General features: G+C 71.5%; 14 protein-coding genes and 1 riboswitch. Of the genes, 1 reads left to right on the plus strand and 13 read right to left on the minus strand.

What is annotated here, in order from left to right:
* Positions 1–171: 171 nt before the first annotated feature.
* Positions 172–1,209 carry a peptidoglycan DD-metalloendopeptidase family protein gene (locus ACFYVL_RS05435; protein ID WP_389241486.1) on the minus strand — a complete coding sequence of 346 codons (1,038 nt, stop codon included), beginning with the start codon at positions 1,207–1,209 and terminating at the stop codon, positions 172–174.
* Between the two features lie 4 nt (positions 1,210–1,213).
* A riboswitch (cyclic di-AMP (ydaO/yuaA leader) is annotated at positions 1,214–1,421 on the minus strand.
* A 400-nt stretch (positions 1,422–1,821) separates the two neighbouring features.
* Between ACFYVL_RS05435 and ACFYVL_RS05440 the strand changes: the two genes are divergently transcribed.
* Positions 1,822–2,646: a tyrosine-protein phosphatase gene (locus tag ACFYVL_RS05440; protein WP_389241487.1), complete on the plus strand. Its 825-nt coding sequence runs from the start codon at positions 1,822–1,824 to the stop codon at positions 2,644–2,646.
* Positions 2,647–2,704: 58 nt separating this feature from the next.
* Here the strand turns inward: ACFYVL_RS05440 and ACFYVL_RS05445 are convergent, their stop codons facing one another.
* The 12 genes from ACFYVL_RS05445 to hpnC form a co-directional block, all read right to left on the minus strand.
* Positions 2,705–2,962 (minus strand): DUF6126 family protein, encoded by a 258-nt coding sequence (locus ACFYVL_RS05445; RefSeq protein ID WP_389241488.1) that lies wholly within the window; start codon positions 2,960–2,962, stop codon positions 2,705–2,707.
* 1 nt (position 2,963) lies between these two features.
* Positions 2,964–3,572, minus strand: coding sequence for a helix-turn-helix domain-containing protein (locus ACFYVL_RS05450; RefSeq protein WP_389241489.1), 609 nt, complete (start codon positions 3,570–3,572; stop codon positions 2,964–2,966).
* A 76-nt stretch (positions 3,573–3,648) separates the two neighbouring features.
* Positions 3,649–5,046, minus strand: a complete 1,398-nt coding sequence (locus tag ACFYVL_RS05455; protein WP_389241490.1) for an aspartate aminotransferase family protein — start codon at positions 5,044–5,046, stop codon at positions 3,649–3,651.
* A gap of 3 nt (positions 5,047–5,049) precedes the next feature.
* Complete coding sequence (dxs, locus tag ACFYVL_RS05460; protein ID WP_389241491.1) at positions 5,050–6,948, minus strand: 1-deoxy-D-xylulose-5-phosphate synthase; 1,899 nt, start codon at positions 6,946–6,948, stop codon at positions 5,050–5,052.
* Between the two features lie 25 nt (positions 6,949–6,973).
* Entirely contained in the window at positions 6,974–8,140 is a 1,167-nt protein-coding gene (gene ispG / locus ACFYVL_RS05465; RefSeq protein WP_389241492.1) for a flavodoxin-dependent (E)-4-hydroxy-3-methylbut-2-enyl-diphosphate synthase, read from the minus strand.
* A 4-nt stretch (positions 8,141–8,144) separates the two neighbouring features.
* Positions 8,145–9,167, minus strand: a complete 1,023-nt coding sequence (hpnH, locus tag ACFYVL_RS05470; protein ID WP_389241493.1) for an adenosyl-hopene transferase HpnH — start codon at positions 9,165–9,167, stop codon at positions 8,145–8,147.
* A gap of 5 nt (positions 9,168–9,172) precedes the next feature.
* Positions 9,173–9,835: a 1-hydroxy-2-methyl-2-butenyl 4-diphosphate reductase gene (locus ACFYVL_RS05475; protein ID WP_389241494.1), complete on the minus strand. Its 663-nt coding sequence runs from the start codon at positions 9,833–9,835 to the stop codon at positions 9,173–9,175.
* Positions 9,836–9,844: 9 nt separating this feature from the next.
* Entirely contained in the window at positions 9,845–11,902 is a 2,058-nt protein-coding gene (gene shc, locus ACFYVL_RS05480; RefSeq protein WP_389241495.1) for a squalene--hopene cyclase, read from the minus strand.
* Between the two features lie 107 nt (positions 11,903–12,009).
* Positions 12,010–13,101, minus strand: a complete 1,092-nt coding sequence (locus tag ACFYVL_RS05485; protein WP_389241496.1) for a polyprenyl synthetase family protein — start codon at positions 13,099–13,101, stop codon at positions 12,010–12,012.
* On the minus strand, positions 13,098–14,519 hold the full coding sequence (gene hpnE / locus ACFYVL_RS05490; RefSeq protein ID WP_389241497.1) for a hydroxysqualene dehydroxylase HpnE: 1,422 nt from the start codon (positions 14,517–14,519) through the stop codon (positions 13,098–13,100). Before hpnE ends, ACFYVL_RS05485 begins: the two co-directional genes overlap by 4 nt.
* A 133-nt stretch (positions 14,520–14,652) precedes the next feature.
* Positions 14,653–15,603, minus strand: a complete 951-nt coding sequence (gene hpnD / locus ACFYVL_RS05495) for a presqualene diphosphate synthase HpnD (protein WP_389241498.1) — start codon at positions 15,601–15,603, stop codon at positions 14,653–14,655.
* Positions 15,600–16,502 carry a squalene synthase HpnC gene (hpnC, locus tag ACFYVL_RS05500; RefSeq protein WP_389241499.1) on the minus strand — a complete coding sequence of 301 codons (903 nt, stop codon included), beginning with the start codon at positions 16,500–16,502 and terminating at the stop codon, positions 15,600–15,602. The genes hpnD and hpnC overlap by 4 nt, the downstream gene beginning before the upstream one ends.
* Between the last annotated feature and the right edge of the window lie 374 nt (positions 16,503–16,876).

Raw genomic sequence — 16,876 nt, forward strand, 5'->3', positions numbered from 1 at the left:
TTTCTCAAGTGACCTACGCCACCGTAGGGAGGGGTTGACGGGGGGTGAGATATGCCACCGGTCAAGATTCATTCAACCCGGAATACGCAGGTCGGGCCTCTCGGGACGCGTCCGCGCCCCCGTACCGGTGCCGGTACGGGGGCGCGGAGGACGGGGCGACGGGCCCGTGCGTCAGAGGGAGACGCCCTTCTGGCGCAGGTAGCTCAGCGGGTCGATGTCGGAGCCGTAGCCGGGGCCGGTGCGGATCTCGAAGTGCAGGTGCGGGCCGGTGGAGTTTCCGGTGGAGCCGGAGTAGCCGATCTGCTGGCCGCCGGTGACGCTCTGGCCGGAGCGGACGTTCAGCGCGGAGAGGTGGGCGTACTGCGAGTAGTGGCCGTCGTTGTGCCGGATGACGACCTCGTTGCCGTACGCGCCGCCCCAGCCGGCCGAGACGACGGTGCCCGCGCCGACGGCCTTGACCGAGGTGCCGGAGGAGGCGCGGAAGTCGACGCCGGTGTGGTAGCCACTGGACCAGCTGCCGCCGGAGGCCCGGTAGGAGGTGGAGACGCCGGAGGAGACGGGGGCGGTGAAGCCGGTGCCCGAGCCGGTGGACCGCTCGCGGGTCTCGCTGCGGCGCTCGGTGCGCTGCTCCTGCTTCCCGGTGCGCTCGCGCTTCTCGGTGCGGTGCCCGGTGCGCTGCTCCTTGCGCTCCTCGGTGCGCTCGACGGCCTTGCGCTCGACGGGCGCGGACTGCTTCCCGGCGGCCGGGGCGGCCTGCGTGGAGGTCTTGGCGCCGGAGGCCTTGGCGCCGATCGAGAGCTTCATACCGGGGTAGATCAGCGACGGGTCGCCGCCGACGACGGACCGGTTGTCCTCGTAGAGCTTCTGCCAGCCGCCGCGCACCTTCTCGGCAGCGGCGATCTTCGACAGGTGGTCGCCGGTCACCACGGAGTACGTACGGGTGGCCGTGCGGTCGGCGTCGGTGCGCGGGGCCGCGGTCTGCTCCGCGGCGCGCTGCTGCGGAATCCGCACCTGCTGGGTCTGCTCGGCCTTCGGCTGGGCCGCGTGGCCGGGAGCGACGGCCGGGGCGGCGGCGGGCTCGGCGGCCTGTGCCCCGGCGGCGCCGATCAGCGGGAGGGCCAGAGCCGCACCGCCCGTACCGGCGGCGACGAAGCCGCGGGTGAGCGAGGAACTGGGCTTCGGGCGGCGGTGCTTACCCTTTGCAGGCATGACGGATTCCTCTCCGGCGCCTGCGAGGTGAGCTGTCGGGTTCGGGCTGGAGATGCCCGGCCGCGCTCTTGTCGAGCGCGGCTTCACCCCTAGCCGTACCGGCGGACTCGCGTCCTCCGGTGCCGGCGTACTACCTGGGTCCCCCGCTCCTGCCACACGAAGAAATATGGGTGCGGATGCCGGGCGGTGGCAGGATTCGGCGGTCCACCCGGATTGACGGTGACCGTAAGCGAGTGCGGACCGCCGGAACAAGCCGTTCCCGTCTTCTCCTTCCCGTGCGCACCTCTTCTCCACGGTTCTGCGGTCGTCCCCCATCGGCCCCGGTGCCCGTTTTCCGTTGCTGGCCTGCCATTTGACGCACCGGCACCAGTTGCCCCGCGGTTCCTATGATTCTGCTCACTCGACACCGGAATTCAGTGCCTACAAATTCCCTACATAGCGACAAATCAACCAATTCGCCGCCACGGCTCCGCCTGCCCCTCGACCCTGGCCCCAAGTGCCGAACAAATCCCCCCGAGTTGCCCCAGGAACCCGTCTCCGACCATGTCGTATCGTCGAAACGCGCCCCTCGTCGGTCACCGCTGGCCGGCGAACGACCCTTGAGGAGCACTCGTGACCCAGCAGGTGCCACAGGTCCCCGCCCCGTCGACGTCCCCCGACGCGGAACCCGAGCTGGCCGGGGTACGGAACTTCCGCGACGTGGGCGGTCTGCCGACCGTGGACGGCCGCCGGACGCGGTACGGGCGGCTCTTCCGCAGTGGTCACCTGGCGCACGCCACCGGGCCCGACACCGCGTTCTTCGACTCGCTCGGCCTGCACACGGTCTTCGACTTCCGCAACGCGGCGGACCAGAAGCTGGAGGGCCCGGACGTCGAGCTGAGCGGCGTACGGAACGTGAACATCCCGCTGAGCGACCCGGCCGACGGCGCCGAGTTCTGGCGGATGGTGCGCGACGGGAACATCGACCAGCTGCGCGAGATCCTCGCCGAGGGCAAGGCCGCCGCCCGGATGACCGCCTCGTACCGGCGGATGATCAAGGAGCGGGCCGCCGAGCACAGCCGGGTGCTGCACGCGCTGGCCGAGGACAGCGTCCCCGCGCTGATGCACTGCGCGGCGGGCAAGGACCGGGCGGGCCTGGCGATAGCCGTGACCCTGCTCGCCGTGGGGGTCGAGCGCGAGGCGATCACCGCCGACTACCTGAAGTCGAACGACCCGCACCGCCGCTACAAGGTGCGCCGCGGCAGTGACTCGCCGGAGGCGATGAACGACGAGGTGATGGGGCTGCTCGCACCGCTCTTCGACGCCCGCGCCGCCTACATAGACGCGGCGTTCGACACCATCGAGGAGACCTGGGGCGACACCGCGACCTACCTCTCCCGGGGGCTGGGGCTCGCGCCCGAAACCCGTGAGGCCCTGCGCGAGCGCCTCACGGCGTAGCCCCGGCAGCGCGGGGTCCGGCGGGGCGGGGTCCGGCGGGGCGGACCCCCGGGAGGGCTCAGCCCTCGCCGCCGAGGGTGAAGAGCAGGTAGATGAAGGCCGCGAAGACGTGGCCGACGGCGACGTAGAGGAAGACCCGCAGGACCAGGCCGCGCGGGGCCCGGTCCTCCACGAAGCCGAGCACTCCGGAGGAGCGGCCCGCGCCGTCGTTCCAGTCGGCCTTCTTGCTGTCCACCTGGCCGGAGTGGGCCATCTCGTCGGCGGCCCTGGCGATCGCGGCCATCGCGGCGTTCTGGGACTCGGTGAGCTCCGCCATCTCATGACTCCTGGGGCAGGCAGAGACCGGCAACGGTGCTCTGCATCAGTGTGTGGACGAAAAGCAGCTCGGCCCCGCCCGGGTTCACCGCGGTGATCCGGTGCGGGGTGAGCGAGTCGAAGTGGGCGCTGTCGCCCGCGTCCAGCAGGTGGACGCTCTCCCCCAGGACCAGCCGCAGCCGCCCTTCGAGGACGTACAGCCACTCCTCGCCGGGGTGCACCCGCACGAGGTCCTGCTGCGCGGCGTGCGGAACGTGGACCCGCAGCGCCTGCATCGCCCGCCCCGAGCCGCCCGCCTGCCGGTAGGTCCAGCCGTCGGCCTCGCGCGCGCTCATGTCGCCGGCCCGCAGCACGGCGTCGCGGTCGCCGGTCCGCTCGCCCAGCACCTCGGAGACGGTCGTACCGTAGATACGGGCCAGGGCCAGCAGCATCGGCAGCGAGGGCTGGCGCTGTCCGGTCTCCAGCCGGGAGAGGTGGGCGGGCGAGAGCCCGGCACGGCCGGCCGCGGCCTCCAGCGTGAAACCGCTGCGGCGGCGGAGTTCTCGCAGGTGGGGGGCGACCGAAGGCAGCTCGCCGGAGTCCTCGGCCGCCTCTTCGAGGCGTGGCGTCATACGTCCATTGAGCCAGACGCGTTGCCTCCGGGGCAAACCACTTGCCCCAGAGGCAAAAACTCCGCGTTCCGGCCCGCTACCGGTTGAGGACCGCCTGCTTCACCAGTGTCCTGCTGAAGTCCCACATCAGTCCCCCGCCGCTGTGTGCGTCGTCCATCACGGCGGTGAAGGCCGCGACGAAGCGCTCGACCTCCTTCTCCCCCACCGTCAGCGGCGGGATCAGCTTGATCACTTCGAGGTGGTCGCCGGAGACCTGGGTGAGGATCCGGTGCTTCTGCAGCAGCGGTACGACGACCATCTGCGCGAAGAGGCCCTTGCGGGCGGCCTGGAGCATCGTCCACCGGCTGCGCAGCTTGAGCGACTGCGGCCGGCCGAACTCGATGCCGATCATGAGCCCGCGCCCGCGCACCTCGTGCAGCAGCTCGTACCGGCCGACCAGCTCGGCCAGGCGGGTCCGCAGCAGGTCTCCGGTGCGCCGGGCGTTCGCGACGACGTTCTCGTCCTCCATGACGGAGAGCACCGCGAGCCCGGCAGCCATGGCCTGGGCGTTGGACCCGAAGCTGGCCGAGTGGACCAGCACCCGGTCCATCGACGAGTACACCTTCTTGAAGATCCAGTCCTTGCCGAGCGTCGCCCCGACCGGTACGTAGCCGCCGGAGAGCGCCTTGGCGACGCACACCAGGTCGGGCTCCACCCCGTCCTCGTGCTGGTAGGCGTAGAAGTCGCCGGTCCGGCCGAGGCCGGTCTGCACCTCGTCGGCGATCAGCAGCGCCTTGTGCCGGTGCAGCAGCTCCTGGGCGGCGCGCAGGAAGCCGGGCGGACTCTCGTGCACCCCCTTGCCCTGGATCGGCTCGACGACGAAACCGGCCACGTCGCCGCGGGCCAGCTCCCGCTCCAGCGCGGCCAGGTCGCCCAGCTCGATCGCGGTGTCGGGCAGCAGCGGGGCGAAGCCGTCGCGGAACCCGCTCTCCCCGTTCACCGAGAGGGATCCGGTGGTCAGCCCGTGGAAGGCGTGCGCGCAGTACAGGACGCGGGGTTTGCCGGTGGCGTACCGGGCGAACTTGAGCGCGGTCTCCACCGCCTCCGTACCGCTGTTGCCGAAGAACACCCGGTCCAGGTGCGGACTGTGCGCGAGGAGCTTCTCGGCGAGGAGACCGGGCAGCGGCTGGCAGTCGAAGCGGGTCAGGTCGGCGAGCGACGCGTCGAGCACGTCGTGCAGCGCCTTGCGGACGACGGGGTGGTGCCGGCCGAGTCCCATCACCCCGAACCCGGCCAGCATGTCGAGGTAGTCGTTGCCCTCGGCGTCCCAGAAGTACGCGCCCTCGGCACGCTCGTAGACCCGGTCGAAGCCGATGGTGTGCAGCATCCGCGGCAGCTGGTGGTTGAGGTACCGGGCGTGCAGCTCGTACCGCTCCCCGCCGCGATCGGCCAGCAGTGCGGCCAGGTCGAAGCCCTTGGGCGCGTCCTTCGTCATCCCTCAGCTCTCCTTCTCGACACTTCGGCCGGGCTCGTACGGGGACAGCGCCGCGCCGATCCGCCCGGCGATCTCCACGGGCGTGAGCCCGATGTCGGCCAGCACCTCGCTGCGCTTGGCGTGCGCGAGGAACTGCTCGGGAATCCCGAACGTGCGCAGCGGCACGTCCACGGCCGCCTCCCGCAGCGCCCGGGAGACGGCCGCCCCCACGCCACCGGCGAGCGAGTTGTCCTCGACGACGGCTACCAGCAAGTGCAGCGCGGCCAGCGGCGGCAGCGCCGGATCGACCGGCTTGACCCAGCGCGGGTCGACGACCGTACACCGCACGCCCCGCTCCCGCAGCAGCTCGGCGGTCTGCAGGCAGACCCCGGCGAGCGCGCCGACCGACACCAGGAGCACCTCGGGGTCCTCGTCGCGGTGCAGTACGTCGAGCCCGCCGACCCGGTCGGCCGCCGGGTACTCGGGGCCCACCGACTCCTTGGGGAAGCGCACCACGGTCGGCGCGTCGTCCACCGCCACCGCCTCGCGCAGCTGGGCGCGCAGCTGCACGGCGTCGCGCGGCGCCGCGATCCGCAGTCCGGGGACCACCTGGAGGATCGACATGTCCCACATCCCGTTGTGGGACGCGCCGTCGGCGCCGGTCACCCCGGCCCGGTCGAGGACGAAGGTGACACCGCACCGGTGCAGGGCCACGTCCATCAGCACCTGGTCGAAGGCGCGGTTGAGGAAGGTGGCGTACACCGCGAAGACGGGGTGCAGGCCGCCGGTGGCGAGCCCGGCCGCGGACACCGCGCCGTGCTGTTCGGCGATGCCGACGTCCCAGACCCGCTCGGGGTAGGCCTCCGCGAACTTGGTGAGGCCTACCGGGTGCAGCATCGCCGCGGTGAGCGCCACCACGTCCGGCCGCTCCGCCCCCACCTTGACCATCTCGTCGCCGAACACCGAGGTCCAGGACGGCCCGTTGGAGGGGGCGAGGGGTTCGCAGGTCAGCGGGTCCATGGCGCCCACCGCGTGGAAGCGGTCCGCCTCGTCCTGCTCGGCGAAGGCGTAGCCGCGGCCCTTCTGGGTGAGGCAGTGCACCAGTACGGGGCCGTGGAAGCGCTTGGCCCTGCGCAGCGCGGACTCCACCGCGGCCACGTCGTGCCCGTCGATGGGGCCGACGTACTTGAGGCCGAGGTCCTCGAACATGCCCTGCGGGGCGAAGGCGTCCTTGAAGCCCTTCTTGGCGCCGTGCAGGGACTCGTACAGCGGGCGTCCGACGACGGGGGTGCGCTGGAGGATCTCCTTGCCCCAGGACAGGAAGCGCTCGTAGCCGTCGGTGGTGCGCAGGGTGGCCAGGTGGTTGGCGAGGCCGCCGATGGTGGGCGCGTAGGAGCGCTCGTTGTCGTTGACGACGACGATCAGCGGGCGGTCCTTGGCCGCGGCGATGTTGTTCAGCGCCTCCCAGGCCATGCCGCCGGTCAGGGCGCCGTCGCCGATGACGGCGACGACGTGGTCGTGGCGTCCCAGCACCTGGTTGGCCTTGGCGAGGCCGTCGGCCCAGCCGAGGACGGTGGAGGCGTGGCTGTTCTCGATGACGTCGTGCACCGACTCGGCGCGGGAGGGGTAGCCGGAGAGGCCGCCCTTGCCGCGCAGCTTCGAGAAGTCCTGACGTCCCGTCAGCAGCTTGTGCACGTAGCTCTGGTGGCCGGTGTCCCACAGGATCCGGTCGACCGGTGACTCGAAGACGCGGTGCAGCGCGAGCGTCAGCTCCACCACACCGAGGTTGGGCCCCAGGTGACCGCCGGTCCTGGCCACCGCGTTGATCAGGAACTGCCGGATCTCTTCGGCCAGTTCGACGAGTTCTTGTCCGTCCAGCGCCTTCAGGTCCCGCGGACCCCTGATACCTTCCAGGATCGCCACGTTCGGCCCCCTCTCGGATGACTGTTCAGCTCACCGTGACGTCGGGCCGGCCCGAGGGCACCCCGGCGTCCTCCATGCTCGCGGCGATCTTCATCGCCTCTTCGATCAGGGTCTCGACGATCCGTGACTCGGGCACGGTCCGCACGACCTGCCCCTTCACGAAGATCTGACCCTTCCCGTTGCCCGAGGCGACCCCCAGATCCGCCTCGCGCGCCTCTCCGGGCCCGTTGACCACGCAGCCCATCACCGCGACCCGCAGCGGCACCCGCACGCCGTCGAGCCCGGCCGTCACCTCGTCCGCCAGCCGGTAGACGTCCACCTGGGCCCGCCCGCAGGACGGGCAGGAGACGATCTCCAGACGCCGCTGCCGCAGTCCCAGCGATTCGAGGATCTGGATGCCGACCTTGACCTCCTCCACGGGCGGCGCCGACAGCGAGACCCGGATGGTGTCCCCGATGCCCTCGCTGAGCAGCGCCCCGAAGGCGACCGCCGACTTGACGGTGCCCTGGAACGCGGGCCCTGCCTCGGTGACGCCCAGGTGCAGCGGGTAGTCGCACCGGGCGGCGAGCAGCCGGTAGGCGTTGACCATCACCACCGGGTCGTTGTGCTTCACCGAGATCTTGAGGTCGGTGAACCCGTGCTCCTCGAAGAGCGACGCCTCCCACAGCGCCGATTCCGCGAGGGCCTCGGGGGTGGCCCGTCCGTACTTCCTCAGCAGCCGCGCGTCCAGCGAGCCCGCGTTGACCCCGATCCGGATCGGGGTGCCCGCCGCGCCGGCCGCACGGGCGATCTCGCCGACCTTGTCGTCGAACTGCTTGATGTTGCCCGGGTTGACCCGGACCGCCGCGCAGCCGGCGTCGATCGCGGCGAACACGTACTTGGGCTGGAAGTGGATGTCCGCGATCACCGGGATCTGCGACTTCCGCGCGATCGTGGCGAGCGCGTCCGCGTCGTCCTGGGTCGGACAGGCCACCCGGACGATCTGGCAGCCGGACGCGGTGAGCTCGGCGATCTGCTGGAGGGTGGCACCGATGTCGGAGGTACGGGTCGTCGTCATCGACTGCACCGAAACGGGCGCGTCCCCGCCGACCGCCACCGGCCCGACCTGGACGCGCCGCGAGATGCGGCGCGTCGCGAGCGGTCGGGCCGGCGGCACGGGAAGCCCCAGCTGAACCGGAACCCCGGCGGCCATCACGTCACCCGCGGTTTCCGGACACGGTCTCGCGGGCGGCCCTGATGGACTCCTTGAGCGAGCCCATCGTGGCCAGGACGGCCGTCGGCTCGTAGCCGCAGTGCGCCATGCAGTTGGCGCACCGCGGGTCCTTGCCACGCCCGTACTTGTCCCAGTCGGTCTTCTCGATGAGCTCGTGGTACGTGGGCACGTACCCGTCGCTCATCAGGTAGCAGGGCCGCTGCCAGCCGAACAGGGAGTAGTTCGGAATGGCCCACGCGGTGCACGCGAAGTCGGCCTTGCCCTCCAGGAAGTCCAGGAAGAGCGGCGAGTGGTTGAGCCGCCACTTCTTGCGGTTGCCGCCCGCGAAGGCCTTCTTGAACAGCTCGCGGGTCTGCTCGACGCCCAGGAAGTGCTCCTGGTCGGGTGCCTTCTCGTAGGCGTAGGCGGGCGAGATCATCATCTCGTCCACCTCCAGCTCGTCATTGAGGAAGTTGAGCACCTCGATGATGGTCTGGGGGGTGTCGGTGTTGAAGAAGGTCGAGTTGGTGGTGACCCGGAAGCCGCGCCGCTTGGCCTCCTTGATCGCCTCCACCGCCTCGTCGAAGACGCCCTCCTTGGCGACCGACTCGTCGTGCCGCTCGCGCAGCCCGTCGATGTGCACCGCGAAGGCGAAGTACGGCGACGGGGTGAACTTCTCGATCTTCTTGCGCAGCAGCATGGCGTTGGTGCACAGGAAGACGTACTTCCGCCGGGCCACCAACTGCCGCACGATCTCGTCGATCTGAGGGTGCATCAGCGGCTCGCCGCCGGCGATGGAGACCATCGGGGCGCCCGATTCGAGCACCGCCCCCACGGCCTGCGCCACCGGCATGCGCTGCTTGAGCACCCCGGCCGGATGCTGGATCTTCCCGCAGCCCTCGCACTTGAGGTTGCAGGCGAAGAGCGGCTCCAGCTCGACGATCAGCGGAAACTTCTCCCGCTTGCGGATTTTCTGTTCGAGAAGATAGGTACCGACCCGGATGGTCTGACGAAGCGGCATTGCCATCTGGCTCACCTCCTGGGGAGCAGCAAAGAACGGTGCCATTCATAAAACGCCGGCAGGACTTGGCGGAGGACGCGGAAAGCCGATATTCCACCGCTGAGCGTGCCGAGCCTGAGGAGTTCGTGCTCGGGTGCGTCCACGACCACCCGGACGGCGGCAACGGGCCGCGGTCCGGTCCGCAGGGCGCTCGCCAGGGACGCGGCCGACTCCATGTCGACGCCGATCGCCCCGGACGCGCGCAGTGCGGCCCGTTCGGCCGTGCCGCGCACGACGTGGTCGCTGCCGGCCAGCGGCCCGGTGTGGACCGCCCGTTCCGGCAGTGCTCTGGCCACCGCGTCGGCCAGGACGTCCGCGCCCGTGCAGGGCGTGCTGCCGCGCCGGTCGCGGGTCTCGGTGGCGACCACCAGGTCACCGGGGTGCATACCCGCCGCGAGTCCGGCGCAGAACCCGGAGGCGATGACCGCCGCGTCCTTGGCCGGGCCCTCGGCGAGCGTGCGGGCGACCGCGTAGTCCGCGGCCTCCGGCCCCATTCCCGTACGGAGTACGAGGACGGGTCCGGCCGCACCGCTGCGGTCGCCGCCGCGCAGGGCGAAGCGTTCGATGCCGAGCGCACAGGCGATCAGCAGCGGTGCGGAACTGCCGGGTCCGTTCGAACCCGGGTTTCGGGTCATGCAGCCCCCTCAGCGGGCGTTGCGGGTGTCGTGCACGGACCGGGAGTGGTCCTGCTCGGCCCTGGGCCGGTCCTGGACGGGCCGGGTGTGCGGGAAGACGGGCTCCCCGTGGACGTACCGGCCCAGAGCGGTGAGCGGGAACACCTGCCGGTAGAGGTGGTAGTTGATGGAGAAGTCCCAGGGGAAGCCGGTGCCGGTGAAGTACGGCTCGTCCCAGGAGCCGTCCGGCAACTGCGTCTCGGCGAGGTGGGCGATGCCCCGCTCGGTGGCCTTGGAGTCGCTCTCGCCGGCCGCGATCAGGGCGAGGAGCGCCCAGGCGGTCTGCGAGGCGGTCGACGCCCCGCGCCCTGCCCAGCCCTCCGGGTCCTGGTACGACCGCAGGTCCTCGCCCCAGCCCCCGTCGTCGTTCTGCACGGACTCCAGCCAGGCGACCGCCCGCCGGATCGCGGGGTGCGAGCCGGGCAGTCCGGCGGCGGTGAGCGCGGGGACCACCGAGCCCGTTCCGTAGACGTAGTTGACGCCCCAGCGGCCGAACCAGGCGCCGTTGGCCTCCTGCTCGGCGAGCAGCCAGGTGATGCCGCGCCGGGTCCGCGGATGGTGCGCCTTGCCCTCGACGGCCAGCATCTCCACCACATGGGCGGTGACGTCGGCCGACGGCGGGTCGATGACCTCGCCGAAGTCGCAGAACGGCAGCCGGTTGGGGAAGGCGCTGGTGTTGTCGGCGTCGAAGGCGGCCCAGGCACCGTTCTTCGACTGCATCCCGAGGTTCCAGCGCACTCCGCGGGAGATGGCTCCCTCGATGCGCTCGCGGTCGGGGTGGGCGACGCGCCGCAGGGCGAGGATGACCTCGGCGGTGTCGTCGATGTCGGGGTAGTTGTCGTTGTGGAACTCGAACGCCCAGCCGCCCGGCGGGAGTCCGGGCCTGCGCACCGCCCAGTCGCCCGGCCTGACGATCTCCTCCGCCAGCATCCAGTCGGCCGCCTGCACCAGTGCGGGGTGGTCGGCGGGCAGGCCGGCGTCGGCGAGCGCGATGGTGGCCAGACAGGTGTCCCAGACGGGCGACTGGCAGGCCTCGATCATCCGTGCCCCGTCCTCGCGCCACACGGCGAACCTGTCCAGGGACTCCAGGCCTGCCCGCATGACCGGATGTTCAAGATCGTAACCAAGAAGGTGGAGCGCGATCAGCGAGTAGACGGCGGGCGGCTGGATGCCGCCCCAGCAGCCGTCGTTCTCCTGCCGTTCGATGATCCACCGGGCCGCGGCCTTCATCGCGGTCCGGCGCAGCGGCCGGGGGGCGAACCGGTGGTAGACGTGCAGCGCCTTGTCGAGGCGCTGGAAGAGTCCGTCCCAGCTGGTGGGCCCGGCCTGCCGCCGGGGCGGGCTCGGGTTGCGCGGGTCGGTGTGCAGCTCGTCCAGCGCGAAGGGCGCCGCGCGCACCGGCCGCTTCGCCGAGACCACCGTCAGCGGCACGATGGTCTGCCGCGCCCAGCAGCCGAAGTCGTAGATGTTGAGCGGTACCCACTTGGGGAAGAACATCAGCTCCGGCGGCAGTTCGGGGAGGTCGTCCCACTTCCACCAGCCGAACAGGGCGAGCCAGATCCGGGTGAAGACCCGGCTCGCCGCGATGCCGCCGCGGGCCCGCACCCAGGCGGCGGCCCGGGTCATGTGCGGTTCGTCGGGGAGGTCCCCGGCCAGTCTCAGGGCCACATAGGCCTCGATGGTGGCGGAGAGGTCCCCGGGGCCCTTGTAGAAGGTGGCCCAGGTGCCGTCGTCGCGCTGCTCGCCCCGGATGAACAGGGCGGCGGCGGCCAGGGTCCGCTCGTCCTGGATGCCGAGGAACTGGCGCAGCAGCAGGTCCTCGGCATCCATGGTCACATTGGTCGCCAGGTCGCCCTTCCACCAGCCCTGGGCGTCCTGGCGGGCGAGCAGATGGCCGACCGCCCGGTCCGTGGCCCGCCGTGCGGCGTCGCGGACGTCGGACGCGGCGGTGGTGCTCGTGGTGCTCTGGCTGGCCGATGTCGCTCCGGGGTCCACGGCCCCGGTGCTTCCGTCGGTCGTCGCTGTCATGGTTTCCCCTTCGTGCAGTTGGACTTCTGCTGTGCTGGGGTTTCCGTCGCCCGGTGTCCGCGGGGGACACCGGGCGGCGACTGCGAGTCATATGCGCCGGGCGGCCGTCACCTCTTTCGTACGACCACGAAGTCGGCGAGCGCGGTCAGCTGCGCCCGCACCTGCTCCGGCATGTCGACACCGTGCAGCGCCTCGATGGCGACCGCATGCTGGCGGCGGGCCTCCTGGCTGGTCCACTCGCGTCCGCCGGCTTCCTCGATGAGGGCCGCCCGGGTGGCGAACTCCTCCTCGGAGAAGGTGTCGAAGTCATTGCTCTTGGCGTCCGCGGCCAGCAGTTCGCCGAGCTTCTCGGAGGCGGGCCCGCCCGCGGCGAGCGCGGCGACGACCGGCAGCGACTTCTTGCGCTGGCGCAGGTCGCTCCAGGTCTGCTTGCCGGTGGAGTCGGGGTCGCCCCAGATGCCGAGCAGGTCGTCCACGGCCTGGAAGGCGAGGCCGAGGTGGTAGCCGTAGGCCTCCAGGGTGTCGGCGGTCCGGTCGTCGGCGCCGCCGAGGACGGCGCCGATGGAGACCGCGCAGGCGAGGAGGGCGCCGGTCTTGTTGCCCTCCATCTCCAGGCACTCCTCGACGGTGACCCGGTCGCGGTGCTCGAAGGAGATGTCCTGCGCCTGGCCGTCGATCAGCTTGCGGGTGGCGGTGGTGAGGCGGCGGGTCGCCCGGCCGGCCTCGACGGTGCCGATCTCCAGGAGGAGTTCGTTGGCCAGCGCGAAGAGCGCGTCGCCGACCAGGATCGCCTGGGCGGGTCCGTGCACCTTCCACACGGTGTCGCGGTGGCGGCGCTGCTCGTCGCCGTCCATCAGGTCGTCGTGCAGCAGCGAGAAGTTGTGCACGAGTTCGACGGCCACCGCGCCGGGCACGCCCACCTGGGGGGTGGCACCGGCCGCCTCGGCGGACAGCAGGGCGAGGGCGGGGCGCACGGCCTTGCCGCCGTCGCCGTCGGCCGGGTTGCCCTGCGCGTCGATCCACCCGAAGTGGTAGGCGGCGACGGTGTCCATGGGCGGCGCGAGCCGGTCCACGGCGGCACGCAGCACCGGGGCGGACATGGCCCTGCCGCGCTCCAACAGCGCAGCGATGTCCACGGTGTCGACAGCCGGGTTCGCCGGGGTCACAGGCTCTCCTCTTGTTCCAGTGCTGGTGCTCATGCCGCCTCCAGTGGCGGAATTTCATAGGGGCGACCGAGGGCGGAGAGCGCTGCACCTGCGGCACCGAGGCCGCTGCGCACTGCACCTTCCATGGTCGCGGGCCAGCCGGTGTCGGTCCACGCGCCGGCCAGGCAGAGCCCCGGCGCACGGGTGCGCGGCCCGGGGCGCAGGCGCCCGACGCCGGGGGCGGGGGCGAACGTCGCGGTCCGCTCCCGGGTGACGAAGAAGTCCCGCACCCCGGCGCCCCGGGCGGCGGGCAGCAGCCGTTCCAGCTCGGGGAGGTAGCGCTCCCTGAGCCGGGCGACCGGGGCGTCGATCTCGTCGCCCGCGTCGGACTGCGACACGGCGAGGTACTGTCCGCCGCCGGTCAGCCCGGACGCCTCGGTCCGGTCGAAGACCCACTGCACGGGGGTGCCGAGCGCCGCGAAGAACGGCTGCCGCAGCACCTTGCGGTCGTAGATCACGTGCACGTTGAGGATCGGGGCGACGCCGATCTCCAGCAGCAGGTCGGGCTCGTCGAGTGCGCCCTCGGGCAGCAGCCCGTGGGCCTCCCGCTGCGGTACGGCGAGCACGACGGCGTCCGCCTCGATGCGCTCCCCCTCCACCTCGACGGCCCAGCGCCCCTCGTCGGTGCGGGAGACGGAGTCGGCCTTGGTGCGCAGCTCGGTGCGCACCCCCGCCTCGTCGAGCGCCTTGCGGGCGAGCGTGTCGTGCAGGTCGCCGAGCGGTACGTGGGCCCAGCCGATGTCGGCGGCGCCCGGCTCCGAGAGCAGCCCGGTCTTGAAGACCTTGGCGGCGAGCCCGAGCGAGGCGTGCGGGGCGGTGGCGTTGAGGGTGGCCACGCCGACCAGGTCCCAGAGCGCCTCGATGGTGCGCTGCGACTGGCCGTGCCGGGCGAGCCAGCCGGCGAAGTCGATGTCGTCCAGCTTCGGGTCGGCCGGGTCGAGCCCCTTGAGCGCCAGCGCGGCCCGTCCGACGCTCGCCCGCTCGGCGAGCGAGAGGTGCGGATAGGTGGCGAGGCTGGCGGCCAGGTGCAGCGGTACCGGCAGCGCGGTGCGCCGCAGCCGTCCGAGGCGGGGGCCGCGCGGGTCGCCGACGTCGAGCACGGGGACGTCCAGCCGGTCCTGGAGGGGTGCGAGCTCCGCGCCGCGGACCCGGTCGAGGAACCAGCGGTAGCCGGTGCAGCAGCGCAGGTACACGTGCTGTCCGTTGTCGACGGTCAGGTCGCCGCGCTGGAAGGAGAACGCGAGGCCGCCGAGCCGGGGCCGCCCCTCCAGCAGGGTGACCCGCACGCCCGCGTCCGCGAGTTCGAGTGCGGCGGTGATCCCGGCGAGCCCGCCACCGATCACGACGGCGCTCTGCCGGCGCGGGTCCTGCTGCGGCGAGGTGTGCGAGGACCGCAGGCTGTCGTATGTCATGCGCCCTCCCCCGAACAAAACGCTGAGCAGGCCCGGAAGGCCGTTGCAGTCAGGGACGCGTCAGCCCCGTGGAGGGTTGCGCACCGGTTCGACGAACTCCACGGTTTCACGTGAAACGCTCTTTCTGCCCCTTTCAAGGACGCCTCCTGGCGGTCTGCCGGGAGATGTGCCGGGCGTCGAGGCCGGAGAGCCCGCGGACGGCGACGTACGCCTTCTCGCGTCCCGGCAGTGAGACCCGGCCGCGCAGCACGGCGTACGGGTCGCGCTCGATGCGGTCGAGCAGGCGCCGGTAGATGCCCGCCATGGCGGCGACGCAGGCACCGCTGCGCCGGTCGAGGTGGGGCAGCAGCCGGTAGCCCTCGGCGAACAGGGCACGGGCGCGCCGCACCTCGAAGTGGACCAGGCCGGGGAAGTCGGAGCCGGGCGGCGGGGTGGAGCTATGGAACCCCGCCGAGCAGCCGAACTTGGCGAGGTCCTCGGCGGGCAGGTAGGTCCGCCCGTTGCCGGCGTCCTCGCGGACGTCCCGCAGGATGTTGGTGAGCTGGAGCGCGAGACCGAGGGTGTCGGCGTACTCCGGGGCGCGCGCGGCGTCCGGCGCGCCGGAGGGGGTGCCGAACACGCCCAGCGAGAGCCGTCCGATGGCACCGGCGACGCACCGGCAGTAGACCTTCAGGTCCTCCCAGCTCTCGTACGTCGCCTCGTGGACGTCCATGAGGACGCCGTCGATCAGCTCGTCGAGCCCGCCGAGCGGGATCGGGAAGCGGCGTGCGGCATCGGTGAGCGCGACGGCCACCGGGTCGGTGTCGTCCTCCTCGATGTCACCGGCGCTGATCCGGGCCAGCAGCGCCCGGGTCTCGCCGAGCCGCTTCTCCTTCACCTCGGGCGGCAGCGTGCCGTCGCCGATGTCGTCCACGCGCCGCGAGAAGGCGTAGAGCGCGGACATCGCGTTGCGCTTGTCGGTGGGCAGCAGCCGGATGCCGTACGCGAAGTTGCGCGCCTGCTGTCCGGTCACCGCCTCGCAGTAGCTGTACGCGGCGAGTACCGGTGCGGACACCTGATGAAGTCCCTCCACGGTCCGGCTCACCCCTCTCTTCGCAGAGTCGCTCCCACTTCGCGCAGCAGACTGAGCTTGGTGGGCTTGGGCGGTCCAGGGAGTACGTCGAATCCGGCGGTGTGCACCGCCTTGAGGGCAGCGCGTCCACCGGCGACGAAACCGGCCAGCAGCAGCTTGAGTCTGCCGTGCACGCTACCCACGAGCGGGGGTCCTTCATTCAGCAGCCGAGCGGCCCGCTCCGCCTCGAAGGCGATCAGTGAGCGTACGGAGGCGTTCGCGCTCGGCGCCGCAAGGTCGCTTTCGGACACGTGGAAGCGCCGCATGTCCTCGGCGGGCAGGTAGATCCGGTCCCGCCCGAGGTCCTCGGCGACGTCCTGGAGGTGCTCGACGATCTGCAGCGCGGTGCACACGGCGTCGGAGCGGCGGACGCGCTCGGGGCTGGTGGTGCCGGTGAGGGCGAGGACCAGCCTGCCGACGGGGTTGGCGGAGAGTTCGCAGTAGGCGAGCAGGTCGTCGTAGGTGGCGTAGCGGCCGACCGTCTGGTCCTGCCGGTTGGCCTCGATCAGGCCGAGGAACGGCTCCGGGGTGAGGTCACGGCGGCGCACGACCGGCTGGAGGGCGGCGAGCAGCGGGTGCCTGGGGGTCGCGTCGAAGACCCGGTGCAGGTCGGCCTCGAAGGCGTCCAGCATGGCGAGCCGGTCGTCGGTCTGTTCCTTGTCGAGGCCGAGCAGGACGGCGTCCCGGCCGCCGGGGGCCAGGTCGCCGTCGCCGATGTCGTCGACCAGGCGGCAGTACCCGTAGACCGCCATCAGGTCGTCGCGCCAGGCGCGCGGCAGGAAGAAGGGGGCCACCGGGAAGTTCTCGTCCGCGGCCTTGTCGAGGGTGGAGCGCATGGGAGCGCCGGGGGGCATGTCCCGGACCTCAGTCATCGCCGACTGCCCTCCACGAGGACGGCGAGAGCATCTCGGAGCAGGAGAGATTCCTTAGCCATTGCCGTCACACCTCCCGTTCTACACTGCCAAATCAAAACATCCCATTTCGGACACGCCGCCCGTCGTCCGAAGGGCGGGGAGTGCTCTGAGGCGGGGACCCGAGGGGGTATCGCCCCACTTGCCGCGAATCAGCACCGGTACAGCTTACGTTGTACAACGCGAAGCATCTCCGCGGGGTGTTGCGCGCATTACAACAACACTCCAATCCGGTTCAACCTTCCCCGATCCCGGGCCAGTTGGCGGATCGGCCGAATCCTGACGGCCCCTCGGTTCCGGCGCCTTTATCCCATACACACACCAGGGCCTCCGCC

Origin of the sequence: Streptomyces sp. NPDC004111, from assembly GCF_042874215.1 — a bacterium.
Lineage (GTDB): Bacteria > Actinomycetota > Actinomycetes > Streptomycetales > Streptomycetaceae > Streptomyces.